This is a genomic window from Micromonospora sp. NPDC005979 (assembly GCF_040614415.1).
Taxonomy (GTDB): domain Bacteria; phylum Actinomycetota; class Actinomycetes; order Mycobacteriales; family Micromonosporaceae; genus Micromonospora.
In genome coordinates, this window is record NZ_JBEXUR010000003.1 from 250,950 (window position 1) to 266,140 (window position 15,191).

The 15,191-nt window shown below is 71.7% G+C and carries 18 protein-coding genes; 12 read left to right on the forward strand and 6 right to left on the reverse strand.

Features of this window, described 5'->3' with window-relative positions:
- The first annotated feature begins 41 nt into the window (after positions 1 to 41).
- From ABZ272_RS07330 to ABZ272_RS07345, 4 genes are all read left to right on the forward strand, one after another.
- The gene (locus ABZ272_RS07330; RefSeq protein ID WP_355049009.1) at positions 42 to 1,088 is read left to right on the forward strand and encodes an Rv2578c family radical SAM protein; all 1,047 of its coding nucleotides are present in this window, start codon (positions 42 to 44) and stop codon (positions 1,086 to 1,088) included.
- A gap of 196 nt (positions 1,089 to 1,284) precedes the next feature.
- Positions 1,285 to 1,875 carry a sigma-70 family RNA polymerase sigma factor gene (locus ABZ272_RS07335; RefSeq protein ID WP_355049010.1) on the forward strand — a complete coding sequence of 197 codons (591 nt, stop codon included), beginning with the start codon at positions 1,285 to 1,287 and terminating at the stop codon, positions 1,873 to 1,875.
- Positions 1,872 to 2,834 carry a DUF2092 domain-containing protein gene (locus tag ABZ272_RS07340; protein ID WP_355049011.1) on the forward strand — a complete coding sequence of 321 codons (963 nt, stop codon included), beginning with the start codon at positions 1,872 to 1,874 and terminating at the stop codon, positions 2,832 to 2,834. The genes ABZ272_RS07335 and ABZ272_RS07340 overlap by 4 nt, the downstream gene beginning before the upstream one ends.
- A gap of 179 nt (positions 2,835 to 3,013) precedes the next feature.
- Complete coding sequence (locus ABZ272_RS07345) at positions 3,014 to 3,421, forward strand: CoA-binding protein (protein ID WP_355049012.1); 408 nt, start codon at positions 3,014 to 3,016, stop codon at positions 3,419 to 3,421.
- 104 nt (positions 3,422 to 3,525) lie between these two features.
- Here the strand turns inward: ABZ272_RS07345 and ABZ272_RS07350 are convergent, their stop codons facing one another.
- Entirely contained in the window at positions 3,526 to 4,722 is a 1,197-nt protein-coding gene (locus ABZ272_RS07350) for an acyl-CoA dehydrogenase family protein (protein ID WP_355049013.1), read from the reverse strand.
- Between the two features lie 177 nt (positions 4,723 to 4,899).
- On the opposite strand from ABZ272_RS07350, the gene ABZ272_RS07355 reads away from it, so the two are divergent.
- Entirely contained in the window at positions 4,900 to 5,439 is a 540-nt protein-coding gene (locus tag ABZ272_RS07355) for a DUF4190 domain-containing protein (protein ID WP_355049014.1), read from the forward strand.
- Here the strand turns inward: ABZ272_RS07355 and ABZ272_RS07360 are convergent, their stop codons facing one another.
- Positions 5,440 to 6,345: an SDR family NAD(P)-dependent oxidoreductase gene (locus tag ABZ272_RS07360; protein ID WP_355049015.1), complete on the reverse strand. Its 906-nt coding sequence runs from the start codon at positions 6,343 to 6,345 to the stop codon at positions 5,440 to 5,442. It abuts the gene before it with no gap.
- 117 nt (positions 6,346 to 6,462) lie between these two features.
- Between ABZ272_RS07360 and ABZ272_RS07365 the strand changes: the two genes are divergently transcribed.
- Positions 6,463 to 7,023 carry a DUF4190 domain-containing protein gene (locus ABZ272_RS07365; protein ID WP_355049016.1) on the forward strand — a complete coding sequence of 187 codons (561 nt, stop codon included), beginning with the start codon at positions 6,463 to 6,465 and terminating at the stop codon, positions 7,021 to 7,023.
- Between the two features lie 77 nt (positions 7,024 to 7,100).
- Here the strand turns inward: ABZ272_RS07365 and ABZ272_RS07370 are convergent, their stop codons facing one another.
- On the reverse strand, positions 7,101 to 8,057 hold the full coding sequence (locus tag ABZ272_RS07370) for a CoA ester lyase (RefSeq protein ID WP_355049017.1): 957 nt from the start codon (positions 8,055 to 8,057) through the stop codon (positions 7,101 to 7,103).
- A gap of 125 nt (positions 8,058 to 8,182) precedes the next feature.
- Here ABZ272_RS07370 and ABZ272_RS07375 point away from each other — a divergent pair, with 125 nt between their 5' ends.
- The 3 genes from ABZ272_RS07375 (at position 8,183) to ABZ272_RS07385 (ending at position 10,061) form a co-directional block, all read left to right on the forward strand.
- A complete protein-coding gene (locus ABZ272_RS07375; protein ID WP_355049321.1) occupies positions 8,183 to 9,007 on the forward strand; it encodes an SDR family NAD(P)-dependent oxidoreductase in 825 nt (274 codons plus the stop codon).
- 10 nt (positions 9,008 to 9,017) lie between these two features.
- Positions 9,018 to 9,293 (forward strand): hypothetical protein, encoded by a 276-nt coding sequence (locus tag ABZ272_RS07380; protein WP_355049018.1) that lies wholly within the window; start codon positions 9,018 to 9,020, stop codon positions 9,291 to 9,293.
- Positions 9,294 to 9,416: 123 nt separating this feature from the next.
- Entirely contained in the window at positions 9,417 to 10,061 is a 645-nt protein-coding gene (locus ABZ272_RS07385; protein WP_355049019.1) for a hypothetical protein, read from the forward strand.
- Between the two features lie 7 nt (positions 10,062 to 10,068).
- On the opposite strand, the gene ABZ272_RS07390 is transcribed toward ABZ272_RS07385, so the two are convergent.
- Entirely contained in the window at positions 10,069 to 11,028 is a 960-nt protein-coding gene (locus ABZ272_RS07390) for a DMT family transporter (protein WP_355049020.1), read from the reverse strand.
- Positions 11,029 to 11,122: 94 nt separating this feature from the next.
- Between ABZ272_RS07390 and ABZ272_RS07395 the strand changes: the two genes are divergently transcribed.
- A complete protein-coding gene (locus ABZ272_RS07395) occupies positions 11,123 to 11,836 on the forward strand; it encodes an HAD family hydrolase (RefSeq protein ID WP_355049021.1) in 714 nt (237 codons plus the stop codon).
- 5 nt (positions 11,837 to 11,841) lie between these two features.
- Here the strand turns inward: ABZ272_RS07395 and ABZ272_RS07400 are convergent, their stop codons facing one another.
- Both ABZ272_RS07400 and ABZ272_RS07405 read right to left on the reverse strand, forming a co-directional pair.
- Positions 11,842 to 12,372: a hypothetical protein gene (locus tag ABZ272_RS07400; protein ID WP_355049022.1), complete on the reverse strand. Its 531-nt coding sequence runs from the start codon at positions 12,370 to 12,372 to the stop codon at positions 11,842 to 11,844.
- A gap of 12 nt (positions 12,373 to 12,384) precedes the next feature.
- A complete protein-coding gene (locus tag ABZ272_RS07405) occupies positions 12,385 to 13,260 on the reverse strand; it encodes a PhzF family phenazine biosynthesis protein (protein ID WP_355049023.1) in 876 nt (291 codons plus the stop codon).
- A 33-nt stretch (positions 13,261 to 13,293) separates the two neighbouring features.
- Here ABZ272_RS07405 and ABZ272_RS07410 point away from each other — a divergent pair, with 33 nt between their 5' ends.
- Both ABZ272_RS07410 and ABZ272_RS07415 read left to right on the forward strand, forming a co-directional pair.
- A complete protein-coding gene (locus ABZ272_RS07410) occupies positions 13,294 to 14,580 on the forward strand; it encodes a CBS domain-containing protein (protein ID WP_355049024.1) in 1,287 nt (428 codons plus the stop codon).
- A complete protein-coding gene (locus ABZ272_RS07415) occupies positions 14,573 to 15,181 on the forward strand; it encodes a DUF1003 domain-containing protein (protein ID WP_355049025.1) in 609 nt (202 codons plus the stop codon). The genes ABZ272_RS07410 and ABZ272_RS07415 overlap by 8 nt, the downstream gene beginning before the upstream one ends.
- Positions 15,182 to 15,191: the final 10 nt, after the last annotated feature.

Here is a 15,191-nt window from a genome sequence, read left to right on the forward strand (position 1 = left end):
GTCACTTGCGCAGACCTCGTACACGTGTTCGAATAATGCCCATGCGCTGGGACAACCTCACCGCTCCCCCGGTCGAGGGAGACCCCGAGAGGGCAGCGCCAGCGACGCCACCCCTGCCGCTGGCGCTGCCCGGCGCCGTCGTCCGCACCTTCGACACCCCCGAGTTCGCCGGGATGACGTTCCACGAGGTGCAGGCCAAGTCCATCCTCAACCGGGTGCCGGGCCAGTCCCGCGTCCCCTTCGAGTGGACCATCAATCCGTACCGTGGATGCAGTCATGCTTGTGCTTACTGTTTCGCGAGAAACACTCACACTTACCTCGACTTCGACGCGGGTGTGGACTTCGACCGGCAGGTGATCGTCAAGGTCAACGCCGGTGAGTTGGTACGGCGCGAGCTGGCCGCGCCGAAGTGGCGGGGCGCGCACGTCGCGATGGGCACCAACGTCGACTGCTACCAGCGTGCCGAGGGTCGTTACCGGCTGATGCCGCAGATCATCGCGGCCCTGCGGGACTTCGCCAACCCGTTCTCGATCCTCACCAAGGGCACGCTGATCCTGCGCGACCTGCCCCTGCTGCGTCAGGCGGCCGAGGTGACGAGCGTCGGCATCTCCTTCTCGGTGGGCTTCGTCGACGACGGGCTCTGGCGTGGCGTCGAGCCGGGCACGCCGCACCCGAGCCGACGGCTCGACGCGGTCCGCCGGCTCACCGACGCCGGCTTCTCCGTCGGGGTGCTGATGGCGCCGATCCTGCCCGGCCTCAGCGACGGCGAGGAGTCGATCGACGCCACGGTCTCGGCGATCGCCGCCGCCGGAGCGACGAGCGTGACCCCGCTGGCGCTGCACCTGCGGCCTGGCGCCCGCGAGTGGTATGCCCAGTGGCTCGCTCGGGAGCACCCGCACCTCGTCACCCGTTACCGCGAGCTGTACCGCTCGGGCGCGTACGCCCCGCAGGCGTACCAGCGGGAGCTGACCGCCCGGGTGCGGATCGCCTCCCGTCGCCACGGGCTGCTCCGGGGCGAGGTGGGCGACAACCGCCGCCTGCCCGAGCCGCCGCCCGCTCTCGCCGTCGAGCAACTGACCCTGCTCTGACCTTCCGCGCCGGGTGGAAAGCCCCCGGAACTGCGGCGATACCCTCCCCCGTGCGCCCTGACACGTGGCGCTGACGACCTGCCGGCAGGACGCGGGGACGCTCGCGACGGTGTGGGACCGCGAAGACGGAACCTGGCGGCGGTGCCAGACAAGAACAGGGCATGAACGCACCGTCGAACCAGGGGGCCATCGGGACATGACTGTGACCGAGCGCTCCGACTCGCTGTTGGTAACGGGAGCGCCAGAACTGTTCGGGGAGCTCTTCGAGCGGTACGGCGGTTGGCTGTACAACTTCAGCTCCCGCCGGGTCGGGCGGCAGCTCGCCGAGGATCTGGTCGCCGAGACGTTCCTGATCGCGTTCTCGCGACGGGACCGTTACGACACATCGATGCCCAATGCACGTCCGTGGCTGTTCGGCATCCTGAACAACCTGCTCCGGAACTACCACCGCGCCGAGGTGCGGTGGCTGCGGGCACTGGAGAAGTCGGGCAGAGATCCACTCAGTGGTTCCGGCCAGCACAACTTCGCCGACCGGGCCGACGAACGGCTCGACGCCGAGGCCGCCACGCGGGCACTGGCCGGCGCTCTCGCCGCGATGCCACACGACCAACGTGACCTGCTTCTGCTGCACATCTGGGCCGGCCTGGACTATGCGGAGCTGGCCTCCGCGCTCGGCCTGGCACCGGGCACCGTCCGCTCCCGCCTTCACCGGGCCAAGGCACGCCTGCGCCTTGCGATGCCCGCCCACTACGCACCGTCCGCCGCTGCGAATGAGGAAAACGGATGAACGACAACGTGGAATCTGACAACGCGGGCGTCGAGCTGCTCGTCGCCTTTCGCGAGGACCTGACCGGCCCTGGAACGGACGCGACCGACCGGATGCGGCACGCGATCCTCAACGGGACCGCGTACCGACGACCGGCCGCGAAGCGCTGGTATCTGCGCCGTCCGGCGATCGCGGCCGCCACCGCCTTCGCTCTGGCCGGACTCGCCACCGGCGGTGTCGTGCTGGGCACGGCCGACCACCGGACCGGGCAGACGGGCGGCGTCGCCAGCTCGACGGACGGGTCCCACCCGTCGCAGCTGGGCGATGTCACCTACGTCAGCAACCAGACCCAGGCCGCGCTGGGCAAGGCGGACGACTACGTCGTGAAGGTGCACGACACCTATCGGGGTGGCTCGATCGACTCCTGGGAGGACAAGCAGACCGGGCGCCGCCGGGTCGACATCTTCCAGGGCGACGGCAGCCCGGACTCCACGCTGGTGACGATCGTCGCCGACGGGAAATACCGTGGCACCCAGATCAGCCATCTCGAGCGGACGTACTTCGAGTTTGTCGACTCGCCGGACAAGGCGACCGGCACGGTCTTCGTGCCGAACGACGCGGCGAGCATCCGGACCTGGCTCGCCCGGGGCAAATTGGAGATCGTGGGGCAGGAGAAGGTGGACGGGCGCGACACCGTGCACCTGCGGTTGACGGCGGGGACGGCGGCCTACACCGCAGAACTGTGGGTGGACTCGACCTCGTTCCTGCCGTACAAGACGGTCGCCGACAAGAGCGGAAAGGTGACCGACAGGTCAGAGGTCAGCACCTTCGAGTGGCTACCTCGCACGGATGCGAACCTCAGCCACTTCGACCTGACGCCGCCCGCCGGCTACGACAAGGCCGGGAGCAAGGCCACCAAGGGCGGCCCGTTCACCCTTCCCGAGCGCCCCGACCAGGTCCCCAGCCCGACGACCGACTGACCGCCGTGGGTTGCCGAGCCCTGGGTTCCGGGGCTCGGCAACCCACGTCGTAACCGGTCTGCCTCGCTCCGCGCGAAGCGCCGGCCGGGCCCGACTGGCTGCTGGGGACGGCCAGTCGGGCCCTTCGGCGCAGGTGTTCCTCGCCTGCCTGCGGCGGGCGACGGAGCTACAGTCGGCGGGTGCGTACCGCTCAGCAGATCCTCGCCGACTCCGCCGTGATCGCCGTCGTGGGCGCGTCCCGCGACCCGTTGAAGGCCGCGCACAGCGTCCCGTTGCAGATGCAGCGGTACGGCTGGCGCATCATCCCGGTCAACCCGAGCGTCGACGAACTCTTCGGCGAGCGGGCGTACGCGTCGCTGGCGGACATCCCGCACCCGGTCGACCTGGTGGACGTGTTCCGGCCGGCCGCGGACGCCGTGCAGGTGGTGCGGGACGCGGCGGCGATCGGCGCGCCGGCGGTCTGGCTGCAACTGGGCATCGTGTCGGCCGAGGCGCGCGAGATTGCCGAGGAAGCCGGCATGGAGTACGTCGAGGACCGCTGCCTCGTCATCGAACGCGCCGCCGCAAACCTGACCCGCCTGACCTGACCCGCGTTTCCCCCGCGATCTTGCAGTTTCGGTTGGCGTTCTGCCCAGTTATGCGCCCTTTGTCACCGCAGTAACTGCAAGATCGCGGCATTCAGGGGTGGGGGTTAGAGCTTGTATTCCTTTAGGAGGCCTCGGCTGATGATGGTCTTCTGGATCTCCGAGGTGCCCTCGCCGATCAGCAGGAACGGCGCCTCGCGCATCAGTCGCTCGATCTCGTACTCCTTGGAGTAGCCGTAGCCGCCGTGGATGCGGAACGCCTCCTGGACGACCTCGGCGCAGTACTCGGAGGCGAGCAGCTTGGCCATTCCGGCCTCGACGTCGTTGCGCTGCCCGGCGTCCTTGAGTCGGGCGGCGTTGACCATGAGGGCGTGCGCGGCCTCGATCTTCGTGCCCATCTCGGCGAGCTTGAAGGCGATGGCCTGGTGCTTGGCGAGTGGCTGGCCGAACGTCTTGCGCTGCTGGGCGTAGCCGACGGCGAGTTCGAAGGCCCGGATGGAGATGCCGCAGGCGCGGGCGGCGACGTTGACCCGGCCGACCTCGATGCCGTCCATCATCTGGTAGAAGCCGCGGCCCACCTGGTCGGCCCCGCCGAGGATCGCGGAGTCGGGCACGGTCACGCCGTCGAGCACCATCTCGGTGGTCTCGACGCCCTTGTAGCCCATCTTCTCGATCCGGCCCGGGATGGTGAGGCCGGGCGCGGTCTCGCCGAAACCCGGCTCCTTCTCCAGCAGGAACGTGCTCATGTTGCCGTACACCGAGTCGGCGCCGGTGTCGGTCTTGACCAGGGTGGCGACCACCGATGAGTACGCGCCGTTGGTCAGCCACATCTTCTGTCCGTTGAGGACATAGGTGTCGCCGTCGCGGACGGCCCTGGACTTGATCGCCGAGACGTCGGAGCCGGTCTCCGGTTCTGACATCGAGAACGCGCCGCGCACCTCGCCCGTCGCCATCTTCGGCAGCAGGCGGGCCTTCTGCTCGGCGGAGCCGTGCTGGGAGATCAGGTACGCAACGATGAAGTGGGTGTTGACGATGCCGGAGATCGACATCCAGCCCCGGGAGAGCTGCTCCACCACGAGGGCGTACGTGAGCAGCGATTCGCCGAGCCCGCCGTACTCCTCGTCGATGGTGAGACCGAACAACCCCATCTCGCGCATCCCGTCGAGGATGTCGGTGGGGTACTCATCGGCGTGTTCGAGCCGCTGGGCGTGCGGGATGATCTCCTTGTCGGCGAACTCCCGGACGGTCTCCAGGATCGACTGCTGCACGTCGGTGAGGCCGGGCGTCTGGGCGAGTCGAGCCATCTCGGCCTCCGGGGATCAGCGCACTACTCGTGGGTAACTGAACGCTCGGTAAGTATCGGCCTCCCGGCCCGTCAGGCCAAGGTGACCAGTCCACACAACCGCTGTGAAAAGGTTCACCGCTACGGGTACCGTCCGGCAAGAAGGACTTTTCCGGCACCCGACAGGAGGAGGACAGCCGTGAGCTACCCGCCGCCGCCGTCGGGCCCGCCGGGAGACGAGCCGCCGCCGTCACCCTACGAGCCACCCCGGGACCAGTCGCCGTACGCGCCACCGCCGGCCGGCCAGTCGCCCTACGCGCCACCGCCGGACGAGTCGTCCTTCGGGCCGCCGGAGCGCTCGCCGTACGGGCCACCCGCCGACGAGCCGTCGCCGTACGAGCGGCAGGGGCCGCACCAGCCGGCGCACTGGAGTCAGCAGCCGCCGTACCCGCCGCAGGGCCCCTACGGCCAGTACGGCCCACCGCCCGGCGGCCCCGGTCGGGGCACCAACGTGCTGGCGATCCTGTCGCTGGTGTTCGCCTTCGTGTTCCCCCCGGCCGGCGCCGTCCTCGGTCACCTGGCCAAGCGGCAGATCCGCACCAGCGGCGAGGAGGGCGACCAGCTCGCCACCTGGGGCCTGATCCTCGGGTACGTGTTCACCGCGCTGACCCTGTTGGCCTGCTGCGGCTGGCTGGCGCTCGTCATCCTCGGGAACACCGGCGACAGCCGCGGCTACTGATCAACGGAACCGGGCCTCGCGGACGCTGTTGCCGCCGTCCACCACGAGCATCTGACCGGTGATGTACGACGCGGCCGGCGAGCAGAGGAAGCTGATCGCGGCGGCGACCTCGTCCGGGGTGCCCGGTCGGCCGACCGGGGTGCCCAGACCCTGCTTGATCTCGGCCATCGTGGACGCCGCCGTGTAGATGGTGCCCGGCGCGACCGCGTTCACGGTCACCCCGTCGGCGATCATCTCCATGGCGAGCGCGCGGGTCAGCCCGACGACACCGGCCTTCGCGGCGGCGTACGCGGCTTCGGTGGGCAGGGCGTTGACCGGGCCGGCGGTGGCCGCCAGGTTGACGATCCGTCCCCAGCCCCGCTCGGCCATTCCGCCGATGAAGGCCCGGCTGCACAGGAACGCGGTGGACAGGTTGCGGTCGATCTCGCCGCGCCACTCGTCGTAGGTCAGCTGCGCGACCGGCCGCAGCACTCCCTGACTGGTCCGGCTCGCCAGGCCGGCGTTGTTGACCAGAACCTCGACGTCGCCCAGCTGTTCGGCCACCGCGTCGGCCAGCGCGCCCACCTCGGACTCGTCGGTCAGGTCCGCGACGAACCCGGTCACGCCCAGCTCACCGGCCCGCTCGTGGATGCGTCGGGTGGTCGACACGATGGCGACCCGCGCTCCCAGGTCGGCGAGGCGCCGCGCGGTGGCGTACCCGATCCCGTCCGGGCTGCCCGCCCCCGTCACCAGGGCGACCCGGCCGTCGAGCCGCATGGTCACCGGATCGGGCAGCGCGACCGGCTCGTCGGCGCCGGTCGCGCCGGTCGACGTGGCCGCCCGACCGCGCCGGGCCACACCCGGACGGCTCACGTCCCGTCGCGGTCGGCTGCCGGAACGGTCCGCGGCACGCGCGTCAGTTGCCATGCCAGGGATCCTGCCCGTTACGACCGGCCCGGGCAACGCGGCACCCGGGAGCGGGGGCGTCGGGTTTGGTTACTCCTGGCTACGCTGGCGGCGCACCCGAGCCGACGGAGATCACGCATGACCAATCCCCCGCCTCCCGGCGACTGGAACGACCCCACCTGGTCGGCTCAGCCGTCGAGCACGCCACCGGACCCCACGCTGGTGACCGGTCAGCCGGTGCCGGCCCAGCCCGGTCCCGTGGACCCGTACGCGCCGGCAGACCCGTACGCGCCGGTCGACCCGTACGCGGGCGCGAAGCTGCCACCCGGTGCGCCGGTGCCCGGTTACGCGCCGCCCGGTTACCCCGCGCCCGGTTACGCGCCGCCGGGTTACCCGCCGCAGTACCCCGGTTACGGCTACCCGGCCCCGCGCAAGACCAACGGGCTGGCCATCGCGTCGCTGGTGCTGGCCCTGGTCGGCCTCACGTCCTGCGGCGTCACCGCGCCGATCGGGGCGATCCTCGGGCACGTCGCACAGAAGCAGATCCGGGCCAGCGGCGAGGACGGCGAGGGGATGGCGAAGGCCGGCATCATCGTCGGCTGGATCGTCACCGCCCTGATGGTGCTGGGGATCGCCGCCTACGTCGCCGTCATCATCTTCGCGGTCGCGAACGGCAGCGACAGCAGCAGCAGCTACTGAGGCGGTGCGCCGTTGGGGCGTACCGCCGAATGCTGGACCGGGTCGACGGCCGGCGGCGGTCGACCCGGCCCGGCCGCTCACTCGGCCGGCGGGGTGAACGACGAGGTACGGCTCATGCCGGCGGCGCGGCCCTTGGCGGCGATCACCAGCGCCATCTTGCGGGACGCCTCGTCGATCATCTCGTCGCCCAGCATGACCGCGCCCAGCTTGCCGCCGGCCTCCGAGGTGTAGTGCTCGTACGCGTCGAGGATCAACTCGGCGTGGTCGTAGTCGGCCTGCGCCGGCTGGTAGATCTCGTTGGCGGCGTCGATCTGGCCCGGGTGCAGCACCCACTTGCCGTCGAAGCCCAGCGCCGCCGAGCGCTTGGCCACCTCGCGGAACGCGTCCACGTCGCGGATCTGCAGGAACGGGCCGTCGATCGCCTGCTTGTCGTGCATCCGCGCGGCCATCAGGATCCGCATCAGGATGTAGTGGTACGGGTCGCCCGGGTAGTCCGGGATCAAGCCGCCGACCACCAGCGACCTCATGTTGATCGACGCCATGAAGTCGGCCGGGCCGAAGATGATGGTCTCGACCCGGGGCGAGGCGGCCGCGATGGCGTCCACGTTGACCAGACCGGCCGCGTTCTCGATCTGCGCCTCGATGCCGATCCGGCCGACCTCGAGGCCGAGCGTCTTCTCGATCTGGGTGAGCGTCAGGTCCAGCCATTGCACCTGGCCGGCGTCCTGCACCTTCGGCAGCATGATGCAGTCGAGGTTCGCGCCGGCGCCCTCGACCACCTCGATGACGTCCCGGTACGTCCACGGGGTGGTCAGGTCGTTGACCCGTACCACCCGGGTCTTGCCGGCCCAGTCGCCGTCGTTGAGGGCGGCCACGATGTTCTTGCGCGCCTCCGGCTTGGCCAGCGGGGCCACCGCGTCCTCCAGGTCGAGGAAGACCTGGTCGGCGGGGAGCCCCTGCGCCTTGCCGAGCATCTTGACGCTGGAACCCGGTACGGCCAGGCACGACCGGCGGGGACGACCGACTGCGGCCATGGATGTGCTCCTTCCAGCGACCGGCGGGCACGCCGACGCCACCTGAATCCGAGGAAAACTTAACGATCCCAAAGGGCGTGGTGACGCCACGGTAACCTCGCGCCATGACCGCGGTGAATGGACCTGTGGAAGATCTCACTGGGCGTCGGCTGGTGGTGGTGACGGGTGCCAGCTCCGGCATCGGGATGGCCGCCGCGGTGGCCTTCGCCTGCCGGGGCGACCAGGTGGTGCTCGTCGGGCGGGACCCGGCCCGGCTGCAGGCCGCGGCGGAGCGCGTACGGGAGACAGCCGGCGAGCGCCCGGAGCTGTTCCGGGCCGACTTCGCGGTCCTCGACGACGTACGCGGGCTGGCCGAGCGGCTGCGCGACGCGTACGACCGGATCGACGTGCTGGCCAACAACGCCGGGGCCATCGCGCTCCAACCGCTCACCACCGTCGACGGCTTCGAGCTGTCGATCCAGGCCAACCACCTGGCTCCGTTCCTGCTCACCAACATGCTGGCCGACCGGGTGGGCCGGACGGTGGTGACCGCCTCGGGGGCGCACCGCTTCGGCGCGCTCGATCCGGACGACCTCAACAGGCCGCTGCGCGCCTATCACCCGATGGGCGCGTACGGCACCAGCAAGCAGGCGAACATCCTGTTCGCCGCCGAGGCGGCACGGCGCTGGCCGGGCATCTCCGCGTACAGCTTCCATCCGGGAGTGGTGCGGACCCGGTTCGCCAACGACAGTCGGCTGGTCGCCTTCGGCATGCGGTTCATGCCGTTCCGCAGCCCGGAGAAGGGGGCCGAGACGCTCATCTGGCTCGCGAACCAGGATCCGGCCCGGCTCGCCGGCGGCGGCTACTACTACAACCGCCGGCCGCGTCGGCCGTACCGCAAGGCGGCGGACCCACAGCTCGCGTCCCGGCTCTGGGAAGCCAGCGCCACGGCCGTCGGCATCGATGGGTAGCGTGGCCACCATGCTGACGCTTGTCGCGATCGTCGAGTACGCCGCCGGGGCCGAAACCGCCGGGCAACGGTACGAGGACACCGTGTTGGCCCTGCTCGGCCGGCACGACGGCCGGCTGGAACGGCGGCTGCGCGGCAGCGACGGGCGGAGCGAGGTGCACGTGATCACGTTCGCGGCCCGCACCGGGTACGAGTCGTTCCTCGTCGATCCGGAGCGTGCCGCGCTGCGCGCCGACCTCGGGGACGCCGCCCCGACCACCCGCGTCATCGAGGCGTACGACGCCTGAGGGTCGGCAGCTCTTCGCGATCCTGGACAGCGCCACCGGGCGAGGCGTCTCCCCTTACTTCATCACCCGGGGTGGGCGAGAACAAGACTTGATCTTGGCTGGCGCGACGGTCAGGGTCGAGCCATGGAATTCGATGCGACAGCCACCGCGCGGCACGCCCTCTGGATCGGTGGTGGACAGTGGGCCGGCAAGTCCACGGTCGCCGTGAACCTGGCCCTGCGACACGGCCTGACCGCGTACCTCTACGACCGACACGACGCCCGCGGCCACGACGACCGGCGGATCGCCGAGCGGGTCCGACGCGGCGCACCGCCCACCGGGCCCGACCCGGACACCACCTGGGTCCACACCGACCCGGCCCAGATGGCCGCCGACACTCTCGCGGGTTTCCCCCGCCGTTTCGCCTGGGTGCTGGACGACCTGAGCGCGCTCGTGACCGGCCGCCGCGTCGTGGCCGAGGGATGGGGGCTGCGCCCCGAACTCGTGGCGGCGGTCGTCGGATCGATAGGGCAGTTGGTGGTGCTGGTGCCCACCGCCGAGTTCCGCGCCCGCCAGATCGCCGCCCTGCCACGCGCGCGCACGGTCGCCGCCGGGGTCAGTGACCCGGACCGGGCATTGCGCAACAGGTGGGCGCGCGACGACCTGGTGGCGGCGGACGCGGCGGCGCAGGCCGAACGGCTGGGCGTACGGGTGATCCGGGTCGACGGCACGCTCGACGGTGAGCAACTGACAAACGTGGTGGAGGAGCACTTCGCGGCGTACCTGTGAGCAAGCCTCAGCTCTCCAGCGGGGCGGCGTCGGCGGGCAGCGGGGTGGGCGGCGTGGCGCGGCGAGCGGCGCGGGCGCCGCCCAGCACCACCACCGCCACGCCGACGAGCAGCAGGATCATCCCCACCAGCGCGTAGGGGCGGGGCACCTGGTCCAGCCAGAGCCAGGCGAGCAGCGCCGCGCCGGGCACCTCCAGCAGGATGAGCACGCTCACCGTCGTCGCCGAGACCTTGTGCAGGGCGTAGTTGAACATCGAGTGCCCGAGCAGTTGGGCCCCCGCCACCAGGGCCAGGATCGCCAGCCAGGTACGCCCGTCGAAGCCGACCACGCGGATCCCGCCCAGCAGGCAGATGACCAGCAGGATCACCGCGCAGATGCCGTAGCAGATGGTCGTGTAGGTGGTGGTGCTGATGCTCGCACGGGCCCGTTCACCGAAGGCCGTGTAGACGGCCGCGAAGACGCCGCCGGTCACCGCCAGCAGGTCGCCGGCGACGGCTCTGCCGGAGACACCCACGTCCGCGCCGGTGGCGACGACCGCTCCACCGACGGCCACGGCGATCCCCGTCCACACCACCGGCGGCAGCCGGCGACCCTGCGCGCGGGCGATCAGCCCCTGCCAGACCGGCTGGGTGGCGACCAGGGCCGTGGCCATCGCGACCGAGGTGAGCCGCACGCTCGGCATCCAGGTGGCGAAGTGCGCGGCCAACGCGATCCCGGAGACCACGCAGAAGAGACCCTCCCGCCGGCCGGTGGGCGCCGCGAGCGCACGGAACTCGCCGCGCCTGCGGGTCAGCGAGAACGGGCTCAGCACGACCACCGCGAGCAGGTTGCGCCACAGCGCGATGGCCAGCGCCGGAGCGGCGGCGTACGCGATCAACGGCGCGGACGACGAGACGGCGACGACGGCCAGGCCGATCGCGCCGGTGGTCAACGGGTCCAGGGGCGGTCGAGGGGACACGGGAAGCAATCTTCACACGACCACGGACAGCACGGACCGTCAGCACTCCGTTACGATCACGCGCGTTCGCGCCGACGACCCTCGACCGCAAAGGCGCTCCCCCATGGCCGGCTACCAGGCGGTGCTGTTCGACTTCTTCGGCACGCTGACCCGTTCGGTGCAGCGCGGCGCCGCGCACCTCGGCACCGCCGAACTGCTCGGCTGTCCCAGCGAGACGCTGAGCGAGGTGCTGAACCGCACCTACTACGAGCGCGCCACCGGTCGGCTCGGCGACGCGGAGACGACCATGCGGTGGGTCTGCGCCCAGGCGGGCGTACACCCGAGTGACCCGGCCCTGCGCGCGGCGGTGGTGTCCCGGCACCGCGCGATCCGCGCGGACACCCGGCTGCGCGCCGACGCGGTGCCGGTGTTGGCGGCGCTGCGCGAGCGAGGCGTCCGCACCGGCGTGATCAGCGACTGTACGCACGAACTGCCGGCCTTCCTGCCGCAACTCCCCGTCGCGCCCCTGCTCGACGTGCGGGTCTTCTCCGTACAGGTCGGATGCTGCAAGCCGGATGCCGCGCTCTACCTGACCGCCTGCCGTCGACTCGGGCTGACGCCGGACGCCTGCCTGTACGTGGGTGACGGCGGCAGCCAGGAGTTGACCGGCGCCGAACAGGCCGGCATGACCGCGGTCCGGCTGGCCGCGCCCGATCTGGCCGAGCACATGGTCTTCAACGCCGACCGTCAGTGGCGCGGCACCACGCTCGTCGCGCTGCGTGAGGTGCTCGACCTCGTGGATGCCAAGGTCACTGCCGCCGCTGTCGCGGGGAGTTGACCCGATCAGCGGCGACGGACCCGGTGCAGGCGGAACGGCTTGCGGGTGGCGCGGACCGCCGGAGTCTCCCGGGGCGGCTCGGTCTGCGCGTCGGACGGCAGTTCCGTACCGGCCAGGGGCGTGCCGGCCGGGGCGAGGCGGTTCAGGGCGCAACCGTCGGCGACCCAGCGGGCCACCAGGTCGGTGGTCGGACCGGGCGCGTTCAGGCGCTTGCCCGCCACCAGCGGCGCGGCGGTGTCCCACGCCTCGGTGCCCGGCGCCAGCCGGGTCACCCGGGCCGGCCAGGTGACGATCCGCCCTCCGTGGTCACCGCGCAGACTGACCTGCGCCTCGGTCGCGTCGGCGAGGCCCGGCGCCGCCTGCTCGCCCGGCCCGCTCACCACCAGGAGCGCGCCCTCCAGCGGGGCGCACCAGAGCGCCAGCGCCGGCCCACCGGACACGCTGACCCAGGCCACGGCGGCCTTCTTCATCGCCTCGTCCACCAGCGGCGTGCCACCGGCAGCGTCCTCGTCCGTCACACCCGCATCCTCCCGCATCGACGCCGTCGCTCATCCCACGAACGGCGGTACGGCGATCTCGCCCCGGGCCACCGGCATCACCTGGCCGGCGACGGTCGCGCCGACCGCCACGCCGTTCGCCGCGGTCACCGTGCAGCCCAGCGCGGACGGGCGGCCCATCTCCACGCCCTGGCGCACCGAATAGTGCGACAGCCCGTCCGCCGGCAGCAGCCCGCTGGCCACCAGCCAGACGCCCAGCCCGAGGGCCGCCGAACCGGTCGCCGGGTCCTCCGGGACGCCGATCCCCGGCACGAAGACCCGAGCGTGCGCGGTTTGCGCGACGGCGTCCCAGGAGAAGACGCTGACGTGCGCCACCCCCAACCGTTCGGCCGCCGCCGGGTTCAGCCGCGCGCGGGCCACCGCGGCCGGGTGGACCGGCAGGTAGGGGAACTCCAGCCCGCAGCCGGCCACCCGGGGAGCGGGCCCGGCGGGGTCGTGGTCGTCCGCGCCCAGCCCGGCGATCTCCAGCAGCGGCTCCGGGTCCAACTCGGGGCCGAGGGTGGGGACGCCTCCGGTGAGCGTCGCCCCGGACGACGTCACCTCGATCGGCAGCACGCCGGCCCCGCACTCCTGGGTGACCTGCCCCACACCGAACATCCCACGCCGGCTCGCGGTGACCGCCGCGCCGACGCTGGGGTGCCCGGCGAACGGCAACTCCTCGACCGGCGTGAAGATGCGGGCCCGGTAGGTGGCGCCGACCTGCGTAGGTGGCAGCACGAACACCGTCTCGGAGAGGTTGAACTCCAGCGCGAGCGCCTGCATCTGCTCGGTGGCCAGCCCTTCCGCGCCGAACACCACGGCCAGCGGATTACCGGCGAACGGGCGGTCGGTGAAGACGTCCACGATCTCGTAGGCCAAGGTCGACATGTTGATAAACACTAGGCGCTTAGGCTGGTGCCCGTGAGTACGCCGACCCGGGTCTACATCGCCCGCCTCGCCGGAGTCGCCGTCTTCGATCCGAACGGCGACCAGGTGGGCCGGGTCCGTGACGCCGTGGGACGGCTGCGGGCGACCACGCGTCCGCCCGAGGTGGTGGGTCTGGTCGCCGAGATGCCCATGCGTCGGCGCATCTTTCTCTCCATCAACCGCATCACGTCGATCGACGCGGACGCGGTGGTGCTCGGCTCCGGCACGCTCAACCTGCGACGCTTCGAGAAGCGCCCGAACGAGCTGCTGGTGCTCCAGGAGCTGCTGGACCGGCGCGTACAGCTCGACCCGGGCGGCCAGCCCGGCGCGGTGGTGGACGTCGCCATGGAGTGCACCAGGGGTGGCGAGTGGTCGCTGACCCGGGTCGCGGTCCGCGAGCAGACCGGCCGGCTCAGCCGCCGCGGCCACCTGCACCAGGTCGAGTGGGACCGGGTGCGCGGCCTCAGCGGCATCGCCGACAACCGGGGTACGGCGAACCTGCTCGCCGTCCTGGAGGACATGCGCCCCGCCGACCTCGCCAACGCCCTGCAGGACCTGCCGGACGCCCGACGCAACGAGGTGGCCGCCGCGTTGAACGACGAGCGGCTGGCCGACGTGCTCAGCGAGCTGCCGGAGCACGACCAGGTGGAGATCCTGGCCGCGCTGGACCGGGAACGGGCCGCCGACGTGCTGGAGGAGATGGACCCGGACGACGCCGCCGACCTGCTCAACGAGCTGCCCCCGCCGGAGCAGGACGTCCTGCTGGACCTGATGGAGCCGGACGAGGCGGACCCGGTACGCCAGCTCCTGAAGTACACGCCGGGCACGGCGGGCAGTGTGATGACCTCGGAGCCGGTCATCCTGCCGCCGGACGCCACCGTGGCCGAGGCGCTGGCGCGGATCCGTGAGCCGCAGCTCTCCCCCGCGGTCGCCGCGCAGGTCTTCGTGACCCGGGCGCCGCAGAACACGCCGACCGGCCGCTACCTGGGCATGGTGCACTTCCAGGCGTTGCTGCGCGAGCCACCGGCCGACCTGCTGGGCAAGGTGGTGGTCAACGACATCGACCCGTTGCGTCCCACCACCCCGCTGCCGGAGATCACCCGCCGGATGGCCACCTACGACCTGGTCGCCATGCCGGTGATCGACCGCAACAACCGGTTGGTCGGCGCGGTCACCGTCGACGACGTGCTGGACCACTCGCTGCCCCGGGACTGGCGCGACCGGGACGCCGTAAACGCCCCGGGCACCCCGGACGCGGTACTGGACGGCGACGGTGGCTGAGCAGCGGCGCACGGAGCGGCTCGACCAGCCCCGCGAGCCCCGGGGCATCAACCTCCCCCGGTTCGACGCGGAGGCGTTCGGCCGCTGGTCGGAGGGGATCGCGCGGGGCATGGGGACCGCGAACTTCATCGTCGTCATGACGGTGGTGATCGCGATCTGGTTCGGCTGGAACACCCTCGCCCCGGCCGAGTTGCGCTTCGACCCGTACACCTTCACCTTCCTCACGCTGGTGCTGTCGTTGCAGGCCAGCTACGCCGCGCCGCTGATCCTGCTGGCCCAGAACCGGCAGGCCGACCGGGACCGGCTGGCCCTGGAGGAGGACCGGCGGCGGGCCACGGCCCAGAAGGCGGACACCGAGTACCTGGCCCGGGAGATCGCCGCGCTGCGGATCGCGCTCGGCGAGGTGGCCACCCGGGACTTCCTCCGCTCCGAGCTGACCCGCCTGGCCGAGGAGCTGGACGAGGCGGGGCAGCGCCGGCGACGCCTGGAGCGCCGGCAGCAGGAGAAGGGCGGCCAGCGGTCGACCGACGGCCCGGGGCTGGACGAGCCGCGCGACGACCTGGACGGCGACTACGCCCGCGACGCCCGGCCCGAGCGCTGACGAAGGCTCA